Here is an 18,829-nt window from a genome sequence, read left to right on the forward strand (position 1 = left end):
CACCCTCACAGTGCTGCGATGAAGACGTCCTGCACGAAAGGCACAGTGACGATATTGTTGGTGTTTGCGGCCAGGCGCATACGAGCACCGGTCGCCGCAGCGCCGAGCGCGTAGGTGGACACATAGGTCCGGCGGTTCGGGTTCTGCGGATCGATGGTCATCTGCGTGGTCGTGGGGTTGACCACGGCGGCGCCGACCATGATCGACGGCGCGAAGGTGTGCCGGGTGGCGTCGTAGTTATCGAGCGTGTACTGGGTCACGATCGATGTCGTCGACAGGCCGAACGCCACCAGCTTGCTAACCGCGACCATGTTGCCGCGATTGCGCGCCACCTGCGAAACCGCCTTGTCATCAAGCTGGATCATCGGCTGCAGGTCAGTAGTGCCGAGCATCACCATGCGCAGCTCGACGGTGGCAGGGAGCCCGACCAGAGGGTTCTCCGCAGGGTCACCGTCGTCGAGTTCAATCCAGGTGTCCGTTCCCGCCGGCCGGATCTCCCAGCCGAGTTCGCAGCCACCGGGAATCCATCCGGCGAAAACAAAATCGATCTGCGTCATGCCATCGGCAAGATTGAGGGCATGCATCGCAATGACCGTGCGCGGGCTGCGATAGCGGGCGCCATTCAGCCTGAAGCAGAAATCGATCTCGGTGGAGCCCTGGGCGAACGCACCATCGGTGGTGATGAACTGCGAGCCACCCGTGTACTTGTTCGCTCCTGACGTGTGGAGTGAATGCGCACCCGTCGTCACGGTGACGAAGGCATAGCGTTTACCACTCTCCAAGAGCGTGATCGGCAGGACGCATTTATTCCAGCCCGTGACCAGGTTGGCACGCGGCAGGACGCCCTGGGCGAGCATCGCGTCGAACTTCGGCGTCCCCGCCGTCGTGGTTTCCACGATGAAGACATGAACGTCGCCGTCTGAGCCGACACGCGCGAACGACAGGTCGAGGCTGGTCAACTGCATCGGCTGCGCAACAAGGAAGGTCTGCGCATAAACGGATCCGTTCACGCCGACTTCTTCGGTCACATACTCCCAATACGGCTCGATATAGGCCTCATAGCGGATCTGACGAACACCGTAGACCTTGTGGCCTTTCTTGCCGCCGTAGGTCGCTACGACCTCGAATTGCTCGCCGTTGATCGTGAAGATCTGGCCGACACGAGCATCCCCACCGAGAACGGACCAGCCGGCCGCGTTCTCACACGCGGCCTGTGTCGGGCCGTAGGTCACACGCACACGGGAGGCCTCCTTGCGGATAAGCGTCGTCTCTAGGTGCACGAGCTGCGAGATGTTCAGCGATGCATCCAACGACGTGTTCGCAATACGCGTCACCTCGTCGAACGCCGGCACCATGCGCCGTCCGCGAAACGCGATCTTCGGATCATCTTCCGCCTGCACTTCAAGCCGGGCCTGTGCGGTTGCCGCAAAGCCGAAGCGGACGCCCTCCTCGATACGAGCGAGCCAGTCGACGTGCGTGTTATCCCAGCGATCCGGCACGAGCGCGTCATCATAGGCATAGGCTCGCGCCTCGTCGGGAAGATCACCCTTGAGACGAACGGCGCCGATATCGCGCTGCATCTGGCGGATGATTTCCGGGCGCGGGATTTCCGTCAGCTTGCCCCAGATGTTGACGATCTGGGTTTCGATCGTCTCGGTGCGCAGAAACAGGCTGTCGAGGTCGACCTCGATCGCCGCGACACGACCCTCGACTTCATAGAGTGTCTTGACGCGGCTTTCGTTGCCCGGCTCGATTGTGTCGACGCCCGTCGACTTCAACAGAACATAGGCGATGCAAGCGTCCGTCGATGCGACCACCGGCTTGACCGGCACCGGGTTGGCCTCGCCGCTCTGGGTGATGAGCTTGACGATGCGCTTTACCGTCTTCGGCGTCGTGCGGTTGACGATCTCGCTCACCTCGGGATCTTCCGAAGCTTCGAAGGGACGGTTTTCCGTCTCTTCGATTTCCTCGCCACGCAGCAGGACCGCGACCCAGCGCTGATCGGAAGCCGCGACGGGGATAAGGAGCTGCAGGTTGAGGTTTGTCGGCTCCGCCTGCTCATAGACGATCTGGCCGTTGACGTAGCGGCCGGCTGACACCGTCACCACCTGGGCGGATTGCTTCGAGACAGTGAAAGCGGCCCAGTGCGCGGGGTAGCCAATGGCATCGAGCCAGAGACCGTCGGTCGCTTCTTGAGAATGCTCCCCGATCGCCTGAAAATCGGCGTGGTCGGCAATTTCGGCCTCAGAGAATAATGTGCGCTTCATGGCAGCTCCTAATCAAGGCGGGTCCTGTCGACCCAGCCGCCGAAAACGTGGCTGCCGTCGATCAGGATGTTGTCGTTGAAGGTTATCCCGCGCCGCCAGGCGAAAGACACGGTGTATTGAGTTTCGGGAACCTTCGCGATCACCATGGCGCGCTTGACGCGGCGCAGGGGTTCGAGGTCCACCCTCGTCGATGCCGCGCGGCCAAAAGCCCCGCGACCGATCTCAAACCTGTTTCGGGGCGCCTGCAGCAACACCTTCACCAGGTAGTGCGCAACGAAAGCCTGGTGCGCGATCGGCGTCCGCCCGATGACCGCCCGCCCGAATGTAAAGCGGGCCGGATGCGCAATGCGGTCGATGATCTCGGCATCGACGAATTCGAGATATCGCCGCAAACCGGGCAAGGTACCCTTGAGCGCGGCGATCGGCGATCCCGGGTAGAGGGTGGACACGCCGGCCGCCTGGGCGATCATCTCGCGCTTGCGCTCGTCGGGCCAATCATCGAACCAGAGGTCAACGGAATGATGCGCGGCAAGCCACGGCAAGAACCGCTCTTCGGTGCGATATGGATTGAGCAGCTCGGCATACGGCACCGGCAGGTCATCGGACATGCCGGCGGCCATGGCCCGCTCGAAGGGCCCGACGCCATCCGCAAGAAGTCGACCGACGACACTCATTCGCGCACCGTGGTCACGATGTTGATGCTGGTCATCACAGGCACCTTGTAGGGATCAGGATCGATGACGACGGGAGCGAGGTCGCGAACCTTGATAACACCTGGGCCATAGGCAGCGCCTGCCAGCAGGCCATCGGGGATTTCGCCGCCGATGATGATCCGCTCTGTCGCCGCCGCCCTGACCCTGGTTTCCGCTTCGAGCCGGATCGCTTCGGCGGAGGGACCGACGCCTGGCACATCGAGCACCAGCGACACGACATATTCCAAGCGATCGGCGGCGAGCACCGAGATTGCCACAGCCTCGGGCGCGCGGTTTACATCTGTTACCGCAGCGCGAACCGTTGCCAGCTCAAGGCTCGTCGGCGACCGGCCGAACGGCCCGATCAACACCACGTCAGTATCTCCGAGCCGGCCATGGATTGCCCGCCCGTTGATGCGCGCGTCCCACAGACCGAGCGTGCGATCGTCCGACTGAGGCCATGCCGCCCACGCATCGAAGAGGTAACGACCGGCCGAGCCTGCGGAAGGGACGTCGAAGGATAGAAGGTAGCGACGCAACAATGCCGCGTCGCTTTCGAGCACAGCCGGCTCATCCCCGATCTCGGGAACGATCGTCAAACGGGCAATGTTACGGGCCGCCGCCAAGGCATCGAGATTGGACCCTGTCGACAACGAGGCAAGAAGAGCGCGAAGCCCATCATTGACCCGCTGCCTATCGAGCGTCCGCAGATATGTCCACGCCCTGCCGACGACGATCGCCGGGTTCGTCTGCAGCGTCTGCTCTTCGAAGGCGGGCAGCAATGGGTCGATGACCCGCTGCGCTGCCCACTCTTCAAGAAACCTGTCGACGAAGCCCTGCTGCATGGCAGTCGTCGACAGGATCTCGATCGCGTCGGGAGCCGGCAGGCGGGAGAGGTCGATCGCCGTTGGCGCATATGTCGATGTCATGCCGCTACCGCCGTGATGCCGCTTGCAAAGTTGAGGGTGAAGCCGACGACACGTTCGACCGTGTAATCGCCGAGGTGTCCGCGAGGGCGAAAATCGGCCTCGATCAAGAGACCAGCCCGACCCATACGGATCTCGTCGACCGTCCCCGTGGGGACGACGCGACGGATTGCGAAGCGCGGCTCCCAGAGTTCGATCGCCGTGGCGATGAGCTGCTGCCAGGTAGCAAACAGGGATGGCGTCATACCTCGACCGAGCAACTCGATAACACCGCCGCCGAACTCTCGGAGGAGCACGGTCGACGAAATACGGGTCGAGAGAATGAAGACGGTGGCCTGAAGCGCCGAGGAGAGATCGCCGAGGATTGCGCCAGTGCGGCGATCAATTCCCGCCATCGCCGGAACCGTCCGTCCAGCTTGCCGGAAGCGGCTCGCTTTCCGGGGAGATGCGATCGAGCGACAGATCGTAAGCCGCCTCGTCGCTGTTCAGCGAGACTGTCTTCGCATCGCCGACGCGCTTTCCGTTCACCCAGGCGACACCAGGGCGCACGTGATAACCGACACGGCCATCACCGCCCGAAGCGGCACCAGTCGTCGCGAGCGCTGCGCTCGACGAGATCGTCTTTTTCCTCATTTCCGTTCTCCTAGCTGTCGTCTCGGTGCTTGGCCGAGCCGGATGTGATGATGGCGTTGCACTGGGTGCGGTCGCCGACGCGCGCGACCTTGCGACCGTCGAGCGAATATTCGGCGGAGCCCGATATGATCGGGTTCGTGCCATGAATGGGGCAATCGTAGAGATCGCCGATCCGCGCGATCTTCCTGCCGTCGCTTGTGCCGGTATCGGAGCCGGTGATGATTGTGCCGCCGTGCGAACCGCTGTCGCCGATACGTGCGACGCGCGGCATCAGGGGTTCACCGCGAAATCGGGCGCCACAATCTCGACGCCGCCCTCGGCTTCGATCCTGAGTTTACCGCCCTTGATCGAGAGCCGGACGCCTGCATCCTGAAAAACATTGGCCTCCACATCGTCATTCGGCGATGGGTTGCCGTCCGAGTAACCACCCCTGATGACGAAGCCCTGCCTCGGATCACCCGTCGGATTGACGACACCGACGATCTGCCCCTTCTTGAGCGGTATCGATGTCTTTCCGGTTTCGGGATGCGGGTACCAGGGCGAAAGATACGGCTCGGCATCCGTGCCACCGAGGCGGAGCCGATAACCCTTCTGAGCATCGACCACCTCGACGGGCCCGACCCTGAGAGAATTGCCGAAAGCGGTTTTCAGCATCTCGACATCGAGGCGCATTGCAATGAAATCGGAAATCATGATGTTCTCCCGAGATGGAGAGAGAGAATTCAGCCCGTGGCGAACACGTCTTGCAGCGCCGCCAACTCGGCGACCGTCATGCCGTTGCGCCGCTGGACGGCATCCCATTCCTCGCTGACGCCGCCGATCAGCCCGCGCATCATAGCCGCCTGGGCTTGGTAGGAGCGATCTTCCGAAGCATCGAGAGCGACGAGAAACCGCATGAAAGCCGAGCGCTCGTCGAGCGCGACGCCCTTCTCAGGCTCGTCACCAAGTTCGACCGTGAGCCGCATCTGGTGACCGGCAAGCCGCTGACCGTCTTCGGTGTTTCGGGCGCCGGCATATTCGATTTTCACGATCCGATGATGCAGGCCCCGGTAAATATCGGCCCATGCGTTCGATGGATCGTTCAGCGCATCGCCGACCTGCCGCTGGACGATGTCGAGATAGAATTCGCGATTGCGATCCGACCCTGGAATGTTAATTCCGACAAGAACCGTCTCCTCGGTCTGCTCGTCGATTTCGAGCATCGCCGACGAGATACCCATTTCGAAGATGATGTCGCACAGCCCGTTCTCCGTGAGCGAGCGGCCGGCGGTCCCCTCCGCCTTCCCCTGATCGGTGTAAACGGACACGAAGGGCCTGTCTTCCTCCGTGCGCAGACTGCCGTCGGCTTGAATGTCCAGCGCTCCGTTCGGAGTGTCGAGAACATTGTTGCCGACCAGCGTCCGCCCCTTGAGGGCTTCGACGGCTGCAATCCGCAGCGCTATTCGCATCAAGCTCATTGTTCCCCGAGCTCCAGAATGAGGCGGCTCTCGCCGCGATCGTCGACACGAAGAACTTCAAATCGAGGTTGCCCTTTTCGGGCTATCGCTCGAATTCGATCGCCAGTGGCGAAGGCCGGACCATCATAGCGAGCCGGATCGATATGCAGCTCAGCCTTGCCCGCCGCGAGCTTGGAGCGCCAGGCGCGCGAGGCGCCGGGCGACAAGCTTGACTCTTTGCCGCCGCCAACCCTCAAAATCGCATCGAATTCGTCGATCGTTGGTCGCTCAGGATCGACACTGCCGTCTTTCATGAAGATCAGCTTGACCGGCTCCGCGAATTTCCAATCGACGGCTTCGACCACACGATTGCGCAACTCATGATGGCGAGCAGCTATGGGCATCAGTTCGAACCCGCTTCGATCGCGGCGATGATCTCCGCCTTGGTCTTGGACGGATCGACCTCGATGGTCCGTTTCTTCGCTTCCGCGACAAGGTCATCCTTGTTCAAGGATGCGAGATTGACCACCGCGTCATCGGCGGCATGATCCGGGATCTCAGGCATGGTCATGCCGGCCTTGAGAAATTTTCCATTGTAGTAGCCGGCTTCAGTCACAAGCTTCGTCATAACACTCTCCATTAAGGTTCCGGCCGCCTCTATCGGGCGGCCGGTTGACGGCCTCGGGCGCTACTTCGCTTTGGCGCTCTGCAACATCTCCGGGCGGGTGCAGATGAACAGCGGATAACTGTACAGCTCGACGCGGTCCCATTCGTCGCGACCAGACTTGTCTTCCAGCACCAGGCCGTAGAATTCCTGACCGCGCTTGTTGAGATACGGCTTGAACTCGCTGGCGGGAGCCCAACCGACCTGGAATGCACCGCGAGCGCCGATCGGGAAGAAGCGGGCCTTGTCACTGCCGATGGCGATCGTCGTGCCGTCGTCAGTACCCTGGTAGTTGATGAAGATGATCCCTTCGAACTCGACAGCCGAATAACCTTCGATGTTTTCGAGGGAGGCAGCCTTTTCGGTTCCGAGCTTGGCTTCCTTGTATTGTTTGTGGTTCACAAGGAGATCGAAGAATTCATCGCCCACCAGGGCGCCGACTTTCGTGCTGGGGGTCCATGCTCCCTTGGCGGCCTTCTGCATGGCGCGCTTCACGTCTCGGCACTTCTTGCGAAGGTCGGTGGCGTCGTCGTCAAGCTCGAAATCAATTTCGGCCGGTGCGGCAATGCCCCAAAACTCGTACCAATCAACGAGCACGGTTGTGCCGTCGGCATCGAGGACTTTGCCCTGCACGGCGCCGAAGCGCATGTGCTCCCAGGTCAGTTCCAGATCGTCTTTGATGGCCCCAGTGCGAGTCGTAACCTCGTCCGTGACCTCGACTGTCTGCTCGTCGAAGGGCAAGGCAAGAACGCCAGCCAGCTCGATCGCGTAGATTGTCGACCCCTTGGCGAGCCGGACGGCTTCCATGGTCCGCAGCTTTGCACCTTTGGGAACAAGCTCTTCGGGCGGTGCGCCGTTCGCCGATGTGGGGATCAGCGTCAGAACGCCGTTCGTGTCCGCGATGCCGATCGTCCGAGAACGAGAATAGATCGGCGAAAAGAGGTTCAGAGAGCCGAGAAGCTGCGGTCGGAAATCGACACGCTCGACGATCTCTTCCTGCACCTCGATGGCGCCCCAGGCGTTCTGATTGAAAATGTCTGCTACAAGAGCCATGGACGTGCCCCTCCTTATCGGGCAGCGACGCCGAGCGCCGCGAGGGCGGCAAGCGCGGTTGTTTTCTGGGGATCGGTCACGCCATTGGCCCAGACCAGGACATCGGCATGAACTTCGGCGTCGCGCGCGGTGACAGTGCGCCGGACGGTCTTTGCAGTGGCATCGCAACCTTCGTAGAGGATTGCGACAGCGTTCTGGGTGCCATCGTTTGCACCGGGCGCATAGGGCTTGTACTGGCCGATCGTAGCGCCAGCGGCGGTGATCTTGCCGAGCACCGTACCGGCGTCAAGCTTCCCACTGCCGGAAGCAATGACAATCTGGTCGCGGGAGCGATAGCCGTTGGCCTCGGAAACGATGTAATGTGCAGTCGGGCGCGTGCCCTTGGTGAGCGTTACCATGACGTCGATCTCCTTTTAGCGACGCTTGTTGGCGCGATCGACAGAAGCCGAAAGCAGAGAGCGATCGCCTTTCTGCTGACCCGTGCCGTCCTGCTTGTTGAGCCCGGAGCCGTTCATTGTCGTCCGGCGGGGCCGGTAGTCATCGGCATTGTTGTCGTCCGCCGAAGCTTTCGGGGAGACAGTCAAGGTCGCCTTCGCCTGGTCGACGGTGCTACCTTGCGTGAAGAGATGTTCGGCGAGAGCTTCGCGCCCCTTCGCTTCTTCGAGCGCCATGATCGCCGTACGACGATCGCGATCGCTCTTGACCGCAGCCTCAATGCCGCCGTTGGCCGCGTCGAGATCTGCTTTCAGCTTGTTATTTTCGGCGGCAAGCTGATCCGCACGTTCCTTATCCGTCATGGAGATCTCCTCGGTTGGACGGTGTTGCGCGGCTGGAGCCGCCATGGTCGCCGGAAGCGACCAGTTCTTTTTCTTCGCCATCGCGACCAGGTTCTTCGGTGCGTGAGCGAACAGCCGATAGTCGAAGGCCGCTACGGGCTTTGCCTTCTGTTCCGTGGTTTCGTCGGCGAAGCCCTCTTTCACTGCCTCGTCGGGAGTGAGCCAGCGCTCAGCCTTCATGATCTCGCGGCACTCTTCCGCTGTCTTTCCGGACTTGGCCGCATAGACGCGGGAATAGGCTGTCGCGAGCGCTTCGAGCGCCTCGATTGTCTTGCTGTGATCGGCCGAGTTTCCGAAGGTTCCACCAGCCGGGTCGTGGATCATCATGACGGCACCAGCAGACATTGTGACCGTTCCGCCTGCCATCGCGATCAGCGAGGCGGCGGAGGCCGCAATCCCTTCGACGATGATGTTCGTCTCACCCCGGCGCGAGGTAAGGAGAGCATGGATGGCGGCGCCCTCAGATGCGATACCGCCACCGGAATTCAGGTGGACGTCGAGCGGGTCATCATCGTCGATACCCGCAAGAGCGAGGACAACATCCTGAGATGTGAAACCGTCTTCAAAATAATAGTCGCCGACATAGCCGGTCAGCCGGAGCTTTCCGTCTTCAATAATAGCAGCCATGTTTTGGAACCTCAGTAAGGGCGCATTCGCCCGGACATCGCGTAGCGTGTCCGTTTCGGCGTTTGGCCGCGGGAAATCTGGCACTTGCGAATTGCTTCCTCGAGCGCCGTTTTGACATCGGCGAGGCTAGCGTTTGCAAAACGCGACATATCCTCGCCGAAGCGTGCTTCGGTAACCATCTCGCCCATAAGCAGGGCTTCTTCGACCTTGCGAAGCTTTACCGCTCTGGCGCACCAGTCGACCGCAATAGGATCAATGTCATCATCAGCCATCAGGCAGTATCCTTTGCGGGGTCGCGACTACCCTCTGTGGCAGCGCCTTGCGGTCCGGCCCCGCCTTGGGTCCGCCCAAATGGGTGAGGAACCCCGACCTTCTCGAACTGATCTTTCTCGCGGCCGAGCTGAACAATCTGTTCCTGACCATTCTTTCCGCGTTTGGCGCAGATGTCCGCGAAGGTGGAGACCCCGATCTCCAATTCGATCTTGTCAGCGAGGACGGCCTTGTAATTATCCGCCGATGGGGCCGCAGGCCCGTGCCACTCGGCTTGAAAGACCGACTCTCGATGGCGGCGAAACGCGTCTCGTCCGCCTTTGATCTGGATCTTTCCCCGCTCAATCATCTCTTCCAGCCAGCGTTCATAGATAGCCTGTAAGAAGGGAGCGACGATGCGACTACGACGTCGCAACACGACGGGCCAGATAGTCGCCACGGACATCAGCACCGAAGAATAGGTCGCGTCCGAATGATCCATGGAAAGAGACTCGTAGGTGACGCCGAGGCAGCGAGCTATCTCCCGAAGGAGGTTCTGGAAAAATTCGATGTAGTCACTGCTTGGCGTCGACGAAGAATGCAGTTCCAGTTTCTCCCCTGGCCCGAGGTGGTTGATCCGGGCTGGATCAGACATCGAGATGCCCTTCTCCTTTAGTGCGCCGAGGCGCATATCCCAGACCTCCAGAAGATCTTGCTGAAGCCCTCCAATGAACTCATCCCAAGAGCCGTCGGTCTGGTCGAAGCCATCGGGCATGTCGATATCGCCCAAGGTCTGCAGAGCCTGAAACGCGTTCTCGCTCTGCTCTGGGCTCGTGATCGTGGCAGCGAACACCGTTTGTAGAAGCGTCTTCGCAAGTGTCGCATCGGCGAGCTGATCAGACTGGGCAAGAACCTTCAGCGCTGGCGCGACCTCGGATATCCCCCGCGCGCTGTTGAGATTTGCGCCGCGATCCATGAGATGGATGACGTCGAATGCATCAATGTCCCGGTCGCGCTCAATTCCGCTTTCCCGCACCCTGAAACGATAGGCCACTGCGCGATTGTTGGCATCGTGGAAAATGCCCTGCTCAAGCCCTTCCACTTCTCTCGTGACGCGCGGGCATCGGTGCGAAGCGATCAAAGAAACTTTGGTTCCGGTCTCTATCCCATAGCGCCGACGGTCGGCAGGCTCCATGTAGTCGAGGATACCAAATGCCTCTCCGGATGCCAGGTAGCTGCGCAGAGCAGCGTCTGCCATTTCGGCTATGGTCGACTTTCCGGCGAGATCGCACTCTTTCGGGTTCCAAGCGTAGCGGCGCCACTCTTCCTCGACCATGCGGCACCATTCCGCAGCTTCCTCGTCGGAATAACCGAGCTTCGTTAGCTTGGCACGACAATTGAGCTTCAGCTCCTCGCCGATGGTGTCGCAAAGGATCTGCATAATAGCGCCAGCGATCCAGCCACTGTTGTGCATGAAATCGACAGCAAGTGCTGCCGCCCGCTCGGCGGCCTCGCGCACGTCATATCGCGCGTCACGGGTGACCGCCTTGCGCATACCCAAGACACCGGATCGGTCGCCGCGCAGATAGCGCGCAACATGACGACGAGAAGGCGTCGCCGTGGGGCCCGGCGGAGTTACCTTCGCCGATTGTGCTTTCACGCGGACGCGCGGCTTAGCTTCGATCACGAGTATGACCTCCATTTCTTACGGGGTGACCGGGCCTTGCCCGAAGGCGTCGCTGAAGGGGGTTGAGCCGCCGGCTTTGTCTTAACGAACGGGTTTTGCTCGGCGGCTTCAAAGAGATCCGCCGGCTCCTCGTGATCACCGTGCAGATCGCGCACCAAGTCAGCCCAACGATCGAGCGTCAATCGCCGCTTGCTCTGCAGATGCCAGCCAAGGGCGAACGCATAGACAGTAGCGTCGAACCAGTCGTTCACACGACCGACCACCTTCTTCCATTGGCGACCCGCTTTGGGCTTGATCAATCGGCGCGCCCTACGGCTGACGGAGGAACGGGCCTCTTCTTCAGCGTCGACAAGGCGCTCGGCTGTCAATTCTTTCGCGAAATCCGCGTCACAGAGATCGGACGCAAAATGGATCGTGTTGCGAGGCCACTGCCCTGTTTCCGAACGCCCTTGCACGAGGTTCGCCAACGCAGCGGTAACCGCAGTCTTGATGTCAAAAAGGCCTACCGGATAAAGCAGCACCTTCGATATCACGCGCCGGTTCCGGTCTTTGATGTCCTTCTTTACCGGTGTGCCCAGCCAAGGAAGGCCGATCGGTTCACGCCCATCAAGGGCGTAGACGTTAGGCCGGCCCGCGCAGAAGCGGTAGACGCGGTCGGTGGCCCAACCCGAGTCAACGCCACTGAGATCGATCCCCTTTTCGCGGGTGCCGTTCTCGACAGGATATGTTCGGGCCTGCGCATCGGAGAGTTTGATCCAAGGCTCGTCCGACTGGTCGGGCGCACCTTCGAAGATCTCACGGTCGATCAACTGCACTTGGTCGCGGGCGCCAATCGCATAGGCGACCCATTTGATGCCGTACCCTTGCACGTCCGCTGCAGACACAACCAGGGCCGCCCAGGACGGGATTACCCGGGATGGCAACAGCTCAGTTTTCGCTGCCTCGACGATCTTTTCCCATTCGACGGTAACACCGCCGGGATCGTACGGCTCGGCAAGATCCTGCTGGCAGAACGTTCGCATTTTCGTGGTGTCGCCCTCGGCATCAAGCCAGCGCGCCCATATCTGAGACCACTTTTCACGAGGAGCGTATGCTGCCCACAGATGGTAGCTCGGCTGCCAGTCCCTGCACCGTCCTTCACAGGGAGGGCAAGCCCACTCGTCGATTTCGACCGAGGAGATAGCAAGCGGCACAGGATCTTCGTGCTCGGCAACCCTGCGGGCTATCCATCGCCCTCGTTCCATCATGTCGCGCTTGTGCCCATCGAAAATAGGCTCGTCGCACGCGAGGCATCGCATATGAACGGGCAGATCCTGTTCGGCATCCGCACCGCGCATCATGTCGAAACTCAGCGCCTGGAATGTCGAGCAGTGCGGACAAGGCAGGTAGAAATACCTCTGGTCGCCGGCGTCAAAATCCTCGCTGATAGTGCATTCCCCGGCGACGCCGGGAGTTGAGCTCTGCCACTCCTTGGCTAGGTCGCCGTACATCTTCTGACGGGCTCTGGCCTGATCGCGCGGACTACCGCGACCGTCGACGTCTTTTGGATATCCGGTCGTTTCGTCCATGGCTAGATACTTGATCGACACCATCTGCAGACCCTTGGAAGAGCCGGCATTGACGATCTGGCAGAAGCCGCCTGCATAGCGCTTGAACGAGGTGGTGCTACCCTGCTCATCCCGACTGCTCACCGGCATAACTTTGTGGGCTATGCGTTTAGAGGCTTCAATTGTGGGCTGCAGCTTTACGCGGTTAAACTTCGTTGACTCCTCGATCGATGGCAGAACGATCATCATCGATCCCGGCGCCTGGTCGACGATAAAGCAGAACCAGTTCTCGATAGCCGTCGACTTGCCAAGCTGCGCTGCCCATCGGGCGGTCACCCGCCTTGCGGGATGATCGGGGTGCAGGCAGTCTTGAGGCTCACGAAGATACGGAACGCGATCGGTACGAAAATCGCCGGGCCAAGGAGAACCAGACTCCGGCGACACCTTGCGGTAGCGGTCGGCGTGCTCACTGATTGTCAGATCTTCGGTCGGACGGCTTGCAGCCTCCATCCCTCGGAAGATTGCAATCGCACCGTTCGGCAGCTCCGGAAAACGGGATCTGATATCGTGTACGGTCATTGTAACGACTGCGTGTGCTCCGGCTGCCCCGCGTCATCGCCACCAGCATCGTCCCGGCGGCGCATGGCATCGAGTTTTTCGAGGACCTGACGATTGAAGACAGCCAGACCTGCCTTCGAGAAGTTCTTGAGGGCGAGGCGAACAATCCGCTCTTCCCAACCATACTTGAGCGAAAGAGTGCTTGCCTCGGTCTCGATCGCGCGCTCAAAGGCGCTTTGCATCATAGCGACCGCGTCGCGGCCCGCCTGGTCGACTTCGGCAAATGGCGTCAACTCCTTACGACGCTCCGCGAGGTCCATCTCTCGCAGCTCGGCGTCCGCCTGCGCTTTACGCGCCGCGCCATCTGACTGGGTTCCTGAGAACCTTCCGCTCGGCGAGGCTGATGAACCAGCCGAACGCGTTTCGCTCTGCGGCAACGGTAACGGCAAGGAGCGGATGCGGACGTTCTCGCCGCGATGCTCGGCAAGCGCCACGAAATCTACCAGATTGGACTTGCCATCGGGCTTGAGTGGAAGAGCCTCGGCATGCTGCTTGAGATACCGAGAAAGCGTCGAACGATCGACCCGATCACCGCCAGCTGAAAGACGTGCGGCCGCCTCAGTGATTGAAATCCACTCTTCGTCCATCGTGCAACGCCCCGTGCATCACGTGTGCTTGCACGTGTATTCGTGTACCGCTTGCGAAGTGTCGCACTGGTGAAATCCCGCAGTCGCGCTGCCCCGTTGGCTCCGGCTCCCCCAAAACGGTCCCTAAATGGGGGGGGGTGTGGCACTTTCGCCACAGGCCGACCCTTTGGGGTCTGGGTCGGCGGTGCGGTCATGGCACCAGCTTGATCAGGGCCTTGTCGACGCGTTCCTGCAGCAGAGGGCCGGCGATGCGATCGAATGCGGCCTTCGTCGGGCCGGTGCGCATCTCGACGGGAATGATCACCCCGGATCGGGCGAATGTGTAGTGGCGCCCACTGCCCTTCTTGATCAGGCCGCGCACACCGCGAGCTGCTATCGCCTGAGGCTCGAAGTCGGACAACTTCGAGCGATTGCGCACCATCACGTGTCCACCCCATTTCGGGACTTCCACGCGGTTCGGCCACCAACCTGCCCGCATGAATGCACCCGGGTACAGCGTCGATTTGCCGAAGGGGCGAGCAACAACACCATCGGGCGTTTCCCGAGGGTTGAGATACTTCAACCGAATGTTTCCGCCCCGGGTGACCATGTCGTAAGACAGCCGACCAGGTCGCGCTCTCGTCGGATCACCGACCGCCTTGACGATCGTCTTTCGCGGAAGGCCGGTTTGGGCCGTCAGGTTTCGGATAACCTGCGTCTTCGCTCGGTCGCCCACCTGGTTGACGATACGCGGCAGAACCTTCGGAAACCGTTGGTTCAACTCTGTGACGCGTTTTCCGTAGTTGCTCAGCACCCGGTCTGCCCAAGCTATGTTCAGCAGCCGCATCGCAAAACCCCTGTGATCTATACGACAAAAGGCGACCCGAAGGCCGCCTCGCAAAGTCCCAATGCAGTAGCACTGACCCTGACTCGGTCTCTCGCGACGAGAGTGTCAGGGCGGGGTCCGACCGGTTACCGACCCGGAAGCTTTCGCTTCACTCGACCAAGATCAAGTCTCGGTCTCAAGGGCTCACTCAGGATCATCGGATCATCCGTGGACGAATGACTCTCAGAGAATCACCAGCATTGCAAGAGGCAAAAAGATCCGAGCCACCGCACCTGCCTGGTTGATGTCGACAGGGATATTACCCTCATCCTCGTCACCTTTACGCCCCTTGCCGTTCCGCTTTCCGACAACACCCTCCCAACCTTTGAAGGGCCCATCGGAGACTAGAACAGCAACCCCCTCGGCGAAGTTGTCCGGCACTGGCGTTGAGGTGTCGTATGCGCCCCGCTCCGCTTTCCCCTTGAAATGCATCAGTTCTTTCTCTCCGATGCGGATGGGATTACCGCCGCCGACGAGGTCGATAACGTCGTCGATCGCCTTCAATCCGCTGATCGCCGCAGGCTCGAAAACGCATCTGACGAACATGTATCCGGGCAGGGCTGCGCGCGGCGGGATGGTGATCATGCGGCCACGGCGCTTCATTTCCTTCGCCTTGGTCTTCGGAAAAATCAGCTCGACGCCAGCACCGAGAAGAACCTTTTCCACATTTTCCTCGCGCCCGGTCATGATGCGAAGAGCGAACCAGAACTTTTCGCCATTCCGATTCGCGCTGGCGATCGACAGCATGTTGGCCTTAATCGTTCTGAGCTGCGCAGCTCGATCGAGTTTCGTCCACAGACGGGACATGTCGACCTTGTCGCTCATAGTGATGGTTCTATGCTGCATGATCATCGCTTCGCTCCGCCTTAATCACCGCCCGCGCGGCATTTTCAAAATCGTTCAAGCCGTCAGGTCCCCCCTTGGGGAAGTAGACCACACGCATCGTCCCGGGATCGGGGACGAACGGCCAGTTCATGTCCCGGTGGTATTGCCGCCATGCCAGGTACAGATCGGAGTCGACCGGAACCGGTTCGCAGAGATCCGACATCGCCGCGAAGCGAGCCTCAGCCTTTTCGCGACCGCGATCGGCGGCAAGCTTGTGGAGCCGGTTAACCTCCGGATATCCGTTCTGGAGCGCACGACGGCGGTATTCCTGCTCGTAGTACCCATCAGGGAAAACGAGATTTCCACCTTCGAGCCGGATGCCACGAGCATCGAGATAGGCCATGGCCCGGCTCTCGCTGGTGCGCTTATGGACCTCGAAAACGCTGGATGCGGCCTGCTGGATATCCTCCGGCATGTCGAAAGCGACAACCCCGTCGAGCAGCGAAGCCATCCGAAGTCCCGCCCAGACCGGGCCGAACGGCGCCACGTCGATGCTATCAGAAGCGACCTGCTTGGCTCTCTGGCGCTCGACGGAGCGAGGCGCGACAGCATCCACGTAGTTAAACATCTTGTCGCGGAGATACACCCCCAATGGCACGCAGTTGGGCTTACCCTTACCCTCGCCTGACTTGACCTTGGGGCAAGCCGCCAGATACGCGTCGCGTCGCTCGTCAGCCAATCTACGCTCTTCGGCAGTCAGCTTCAGGAACTGCCGCAATGCCCAGTCGCGAGAAGATCCGAGAACCTTCGGCCATGGATTTTCGCTACGACCGATCATCAGCGCATCGAACGCCTTCTCGATCTGTTTTGGATCTTCTTCCGAAGTCTCGCGCACGCCCTCTCTCTCTGAGGGGTTATTGGAGGGGTAATAAGGGGTTGTCTGACTCCTGGAGTCATACTTAGCTGTCGTGGGTGTCACCCTTAGACTGTCGTCGGTGTCACCCTTATTTGCTAAGGGTGACACGGTGTCACCCTTTTCACAGCCGTTTTCGACCGTTTCGGACGCCGATTGACCGCCCTTTTCGGCCACATAGGAATCCCATCCTACACGGGCGATGGCGTCGAGAACGCGAAGCTCAAGCGCGTACTCGGTGGTGTGACCTGGGCCGCGGCCGCCCTGCCGAACCGTGCGCAGGAGGCCCGCCGAGAGGAAAGCGCTGATCTCGCGATGGACCTGACGCGACGAGCACTGAGCAGCCTTCGCCACGGTCTCTATGGCAGGAAAAATGCGCGTACCGTCATCGTGGCAAGCATCGATAATCTTCAGCAGGACCAGTTTGCGGATCGGCGTGCCCATGTCGGCAAGGAAGCCGGCGCCGAGCAGGAATGCACTCATTCCGCTGCCTCCACGAAGGCGTACTCGCCGTTGCACTGGGCCAACAGCATGACCATCTTCTTCGGCACGCTATTGCCAACCAGGTGACCGATCTCCGTTTTGGTCGGCTTGCGCTTCACGTGGCGGCCGCGAGCATCGGTGAACTCGATCACGTGGTCGAAGCTTGCCGGGTCAAAGCCGTGCGCGCGCGCGCCCTCCAGAGGGTCGAGCATGCGCATGCAGATGTCGGTGATGACCATGGTCTGGCCGTTGACCTGCACCAGGACGAGGCCATGGCGATCGGTGACAGTCAGCGTGTTCAATGGGTCGCGGACGTCGTGTCCGTTCTCGCCGGAGCCATAATAGGCCTGCAGAAACGGCAGGATCAGCATTTCATGGCCGCCACCTGCCGTCTGCGTCGGTAAGGGATGAGTGATATCCTGCCCCTCGACATCGGTATGACGAAGGCGACCCAGAGTCGCCGCAACCACGCCCTGCTGCGGATTGACCGTCAGCGTGGCAAGAGGCTCCTCGATCTCGCGACCAGGGTGGACGCCGCCGTCGCGGCGGGCATCATTGTTGTGCTGAGCGAGAAACGCCGCGACCATCGCCTGTCGCTGGCCGCCGGCAGTCTGCGTTCCGAGAGGGTTCTCGATATCGAGGCAGCGCGCAACCTGACCGGCATGCTCGCCGTTGCCGGCCTGTATCATCGTGGCGGCCACCACGCCGAGCGGCGGCGCGCAGCCCGCCCTCTTGTGAAAGCTGTTTGCCGGCTCCTCCAAGTCGCCACCGACCGAATCCGCACGGAACTTCGTCAGGTGCGCCGACACGACAGACTTCCCCGGGCTGGCCTGCACCGTGCGCAAGGGCTCCTCGACAGACCACTCTGAAACACCACGACCCTGCCCCTCGCCATGCGCCGTGTCGACAATCGTCGGGACCACGAGAGCAAGCTCACCACCCTTGGCCGTCGTCAGGGTGTTCAACGGCAATGCCGTCGACCGGGCCGAATTGGCGCCCTTCGTGTGCGTGATCGGAACGATGAATGGCTTCTCGGCATCCACGACGTAGCGCATGATACCGCGAGCAATCCGCCGCAGCGTTGCCGGCGCCAACGGCTTCTTGCGATCGAAAATCGACTTCACCGGCAGAGACCAGTCGATAATGGTGTGCGCGCCCACCCACGGCTTGAGCCCCAAAGCCTTGGCTTTGGCGCGTGGTGCGTGAGTGCGCTCCGGCCAATGTATCGGTCCGCCATCGGCGCGCGCGACGCCGAAAAATCGCTTGCGAATGGTCGGAATCCCGTAGTCTGCGCACACCAGCACTCGATCCTCGAAACTATATCCGAGCGACCGCATGTGCCGCAACCAGGCACGCCAGATGCGCCCCTTATGACGCGGATCGGGTATCAGCCATTGATCGCGGACAGGAATTCGCTCGCCCTTCGCCGCAACCGTGCCATCGAGCCGCAGCGCCCGCCCGGTCGCCGGATCACGCTTTGCGATCAGCGGCCCCCAGGTCTTGATTTCCTGCACGTTCTCCATCGTGATGACTTCAGGACGCACCTGACCCGCCCAGCGTGGAACCACCCAGGCGAGCGAGCGCCGACGTTTGCTGACCGGCCTCGACCCCTTCGCCACCGAGAAATGCGTGCAGTCCGGTGAAGCATGCAGGAACCTGACACCGCGTCCGCGTGTCGCCTGCCGAGGATCGACCTCGAAGACGTCGCAGCGCAGGTGGCGGGTGTGCGGGTGTCGCTTTTCATGCATGGCAACGGCCAACGGGTCATGATTGACCGCGAGATGCACGTGGAAGCCAGCGTCCTCCAGACCATCGCAGCCGCCGCCCATGCCGGCGAAAAGTACAACGGTCATACGGTTGTCGAGCCCGAAGCTTCGGGGTCTCGCTATCGAATTCATCTGTGTCCCCTCGTATAAACGGC

Annotated in this window: 21 protein-coding genes; all 21 read right to left on the bottom strand. The window is 61.0% G+C overall.

What is annotated here, in order from left to right:
* Nucleotides 1–5 precede the first annotated feature (5 nt).
* Nucleotides 6–2,267 carry a hypothetical protein gene (locus J5286_RS17635; protein WP_209191504.1) on the bottom strand — a complete coding sequence of 754 codons (2,262 nt, stop codon included), beginning with the start codon at nt 2,265–2,267 and terminating at the stop codon, nt 6–8.
* Nucleotides 2,268–2,275: 8 nt separating this feature from the next.
* The gene (locus J5286_RS17640) at nt 2,276–2,941 is read right to left on the bottom strand and encodes a phage tail protein I (protein WP_209191505.1); all 666 of its coding nucleotides are present in this window, start codon (nt 2,939–2,941) and stop codon (nt 2,276–2,278) included.
* Nucleotides 2,938–3,888, bottom strand: coding sequence for a baseplate J/gp47 family protein (locus tag J5286_RS17645; protein ID WP_209191506.1), 951 nt, complete (start codon nt 3,886–3,888; stop codon nt 2,938–2,940). The genes J5286_RS17640 and J5286_RS17645 overlap by 4 nt, the downstream gene beginning before the upstream one ends.
* Nucleotides 3,885–4,280 carry a GPW/gp25 family protein gene (locus J5286_RS17650; RefSeq protein WP_113167873.1) on the bottom strand — a complete coding sequence of 132 codons (396 nt, stop codon included), beginning with the start codon at nt 4,278–4,280 and terminating at the stop codon, nt 3,885–3,887. Before J5286_RS17650 ends, J5286_RS17645 begins: the two co-directional genes overlap by 4 nt.
* Nucleotides 4,267–4,518, bottom strand: coding sequence for a hypothetical protein (locus J5286_RS17655; RefSeq protein ID WP_209191507.1), 252 nt, complete (start codon nt 4,516–4,518; stop codon nt 4,267–4,269). The genes J5286_RS17650 and J5286_RS17655 overlap by 14 nt, the downstream gene beginning before the upstream one ends.
* Before the next feature lie 10 nt (nt 4,519–4,528).
* Entirely contained in the window at nt 4,529–4,789 is a 261-nt protein-coding gene (locus J5286_RS17660) for a PAAR domain-containing protein (protein ID WP_209191508.1), read from the bottom strand.
* Nucleotides 4,789–5,211 carry a baseplate assembly protein gene (locus J5286_RS17665; protein ID WP_209191509.1) on the bottom strand — a complete coding sequence of 141 codons (423 nt, stop codon included), beginning with the start codon at nt 5,209–5,211 and terminating at the stop codon, nt 4,789–4,791. The genes J5286_RS17660 and J5286_RS17665 overlap by 1 nt, the downstream gene beginning before the upstream one ends.
* Before the next feature lie 29 nt (nt 5,212–5,240).
* Nucleotides 5,241–5,975 (bottom strand): hypothetical protein, encoded by a 735-nt coding sequence (locus J5286_RS17670; RefSeq protein WP_209191510.1) that lies wholly within the window; start codon nt 5,973–5,975, stop codon nt 5,241–5,243.
* Nucleotides 5,972–6,319, bottom strand: coding sequence for a hypothetical protein (locus tag J5286_RS17675; protein ID WP_348529271.1), 348 nt, complete (start codon nt 6,317–6,319; stop codon nt 5,972–5,974). Before J5286_RS17675 ends, J5286_RS17670 begins: the two co-directional genes overlap by 4 nt.
* Nucleotides 6,320–6,357: 38 nt before the next feature.
* On the bottom strand, nt 6,358–6,582 hold the full coding sequence (locus J5286_RS17680; RefSeq protein WP_209191512.1) for a hypothetical protein: 225 nt from the start codon (nt 6,580–6,582) through the stop codon (nt 6,358–6,360).
* Nucleotides 6,583–6,642: 60 nt separating this feature from the next.
* Nucleotides 6,643–7,671, bottom strand: a complete 1,029-nt coding sequence (locus J5286_RS17685) for a major capsid protein (protein WP_209191513.1) — start codon at nt 7,669–7,671, stop codon at nt 6,643–6,645.
* Between the two features lie 14 nt (nt 7,672–7,685).
* A complete protein-coding gene (locus J5286_RS17690; RefSeq protein ID WP_209191514.1) occupies nt 7,686–8,069 on the bottom strand; it encodes a head decoration protein in 384 nt (127 codons plus the stop codon).
* Nucleotides 8,070–8,084: 15 nt separating this feature from the next.
* Nucleotides 8,085–9,134, bottom strand: a complete 1,050-nt coding sequence (locus J5286_RS17695) for a head maturation protease, ClpP-related (protein WP_209191515.1) — start codon at nt 9,132–9,134, stop codon at nt 8,085–8,087.
* A gap of 11 nt (nt 9,135–9,145) precedes the next feature.
* Nucleotides 9,146–9,406, bottom strand: a complete 261-nt coding sequence (locus J5286_RS17700; RefSeq protein ID WP_209191516.1) for a hypothetical protein — start codon at nt 9,404–9,406, stop codon at nt 9,146–9,148.
* A complete protein-coding gene (locus tag J5286_RS17705; RefSeq protein WP_348529272.1) occupies nt 9,406–11,070 on the bottom strand; it encodes a phage portal protein in 1,665 nt (554 codons plus the stop codon). The genes J5286_RS17700 and J5286_RS17705 overlap by 1 nt, the downstream gene beginning before the upstream one ends.
* Nucleotides 11,067–13,196: a terminase gpA endonuclease subunit gene (locus J5286_RS17710; RefSeq protein ID WP_209191518.1), complete on the bottom strand. Its 2,130-nt coding sequence runs from the start codon at nt 13,194–13,196 to the stop codon at nt 11,067–11,069. The genes J5286_RS17705 and J5286_RS17710 overlap by 4 nt, the downstream gene beginning before the upstream one ends.
* On the bottom strand, nt 13,193–13,822 hold the full coding sequence (locus J5286_RS17715; RefSeq protein ID WP_209191519.1) for a hypothetical protein: 630 nt from the start codon (nt 13,820–13,822) through the stop codon (nt 13,193–13,195). The genes J5286_RS17710 and J5286_RS17715 overlap by 4 nt, the downstream gene beginning before the upstream one ends.
* Before the next feature lie 190 nt (nt 13,823–14,012).
* Nucleotides 14,013–14,648, bottom strand: a complete 636-nt coding sequence (locus J5286_RS17720; protein WP_209191520.1) for a hypothetical protein — start codon at nt 14,646–14,648, stop codon at nt 14,013–14,015.
* A 222-nt stretch (nt 14,649–14,870) separates the two neighbouring features.
* The gene (gene nusG, locus J5286_RS17725; RefSeq protein WP_209191521.1) at nt 14,871–15,539 is read right to left on the bottom strand and encodes a transcription termination/antitermination protein NusG; all 669 of its coding nucleotides are present in this window, start codon (nt 15,537–15,539) and stop codon (nt 14,871–14,873) included.
* The gene (locus J5286_RS17730) at nt 15,523–16,908 is read right to left on the bottom strand and encodes a helix-turn-helix domain-containing protein (protein ID WP_209191522.1); all 1,386 of its coding nucleotides are present in this window, start codon (nt 16,906–16,908) and stop codon (nt 15,523–15,525) included. The genes nusG and J5286_RS17730 overlap by 17 nt, the downstream gene beginning before the upstream one ends.
* Nucleotides 16,905–18,761 (bottom strand): DNA cytosine methyltransferase, encoded by a 1,857-nt coding sequence (locus tag J5286_RS17735; protein ID WP_245206233.1) that lies wholly within the window; start codon nt 18,759–18,761, stop codon nt 16,905–16,907. Before J5286_RS17735 ends, J5286_RS17730 begins: the two co-directional genes overlap by 4 nt.
* Nucleotides 18,762–18,829 lie beyond the last annotated feature (68 nt).

Origin of the sequence: Rhizobium sp. 16-488-2b, assembly GCF_017741815.1 — a bacterium.
In the GTDB taxonomy this organism is placed as follows: Bacteria; Pseudomonadota; Alphaproteobacteria; order Rhizobiales; family Rhizobiaceae; genus Rhizobium.

Bases quoted from the DNA above. Each gene is read 5' to 3' on its own strand.
- J5286_RS17645 (WP_209191506.1), bottom strand. From the start codon at position 3,888: ATGACATCGACATATGCGCCAACGGCGATCGACCTCTCCCGCCTGCCG.
- nusG (WP_209191521.1), bottom strand. From the start codon at position 15,539: ATGATCATGCAGCATAGAACCATCACTATGAGCGACAAGGTCGACATG.
- J5286_RS17665 (WP_209191509.1), bottom strand. From the start codon at position 5,211: ATGATTTCCGATTTCATTGCAATGCGCCTCGATGTCGAGATGCTGAAA.
- J5286_RS17640 (WP_209191505.1), bottom strand. From the start codon at position 2,941: ATGAGTGTCGTCGGTCGACTTCTTGCGGATGGCGTCGGGCCCTTCGAG.
- J5286_RS17685 (WP_209191513.1), bottom strand. From the start codon at position 7,671: ATGGCTCTTGTAGCAGACATTTTCAATCAGAACGCCTGGGGCGCCATC.
- J5286_RS17670 (WP_209191510.1), bottom strand. From the start codon at position 5,975: ATGAGCTTGATGCGAATAGCGCTGCGGATTGCAGCCGTCGAAGCCCTC.
- J5286_RS17680 (WP_209191512.1), bottom strand. From the start codon at position 6,582: ATGACGAAGCTTGTGACTGAAGCCGGCTACTACAATGGAAAATTTCTC.
- J5286_RS17635 (WP_209191504.1), bottom strand. From the start codon at position 2,267: ATGAAGCGCACATTATTCTCTGAGGCCGAAATTGCCGACCACGCCGAT.
- J5286_RS17720 (WP_209191520.1), bottom strand. From the start codon at position 14,648: ATGCGGCTGCTGAACATAGCTTGGGCAGACCGGGTGCTGAGCAACTAC.
- J5286_RS17690 (WP_209191514.1), bottom strand. From the start codon at position 8,069: ATGGTAACGCTCACCAAGGGCACGCGCCCGACTGCACATTACATCGTT.
- J5286_RS17730 (WP_209191522.1), bottom strand. From the start codon at position 16,908: ATGAGTGCATTCCTGCTCGGCGCCGGCTTCCTTGCCGACATGGGCACG.
- J5286_RS17655 (WP_209191507.1), bottom strand. From the start codon at position 4,518: ATGAGGAAAAAGACGATCTCGTCGAGCGCAGCGCTCGCGACGACTGGT.
- J5286_RS17650 (WP_113167873.1), bottom strand. From the start codon at position 4,280: ATGGCGGGAATTGATCGCCGCACTGGCGCAATCCTCGGCGATCTCTCC.
- J5286_RS17660 (WP_209191508.1), bottom strand. From the start codon at position 4,789: ATGCCGCGCGTCGCACGTATCGGCGACAGCGGTTCGCACGGCGGCACA.
- J5286_RS17700 (WP_209191516.1), bottom strand. From the start codon at position 9,406: ATGGCTGATGATGACATTGATCCTATTGCGGTCGACTGGTGCGCCAGA.
- J5286_RS17715 (WP_209191519.1), bottom strand. From the start codon at position 13,822: ATGGACGAAGAGTGGATTTCAATCACTGAGGCGGCCGCACGTCTTTCA.
- J5286_RS17695 (WP_209191515.1), bottom strand. From the start codon at position 9,134: ATGGCTGCTATTATTGAAGACGGAAAGCTCCGGCTGACCGGCTATGTC.
- J5286_RS17710 (WP_209191518.1), bottom strand. From the start codon at position 13,196: ATGACCGTACACGATATCAGATCCCGTTTTCCGGAGCTGCCGAACGGT.
- J5286_RS17735 (WP_245206233.1), bottom strand. From the start codon at position 18,761: ATGACCGTTGTACTTTTCGCCGGCATGGGCGGCGGCTGCGATGGTCTG.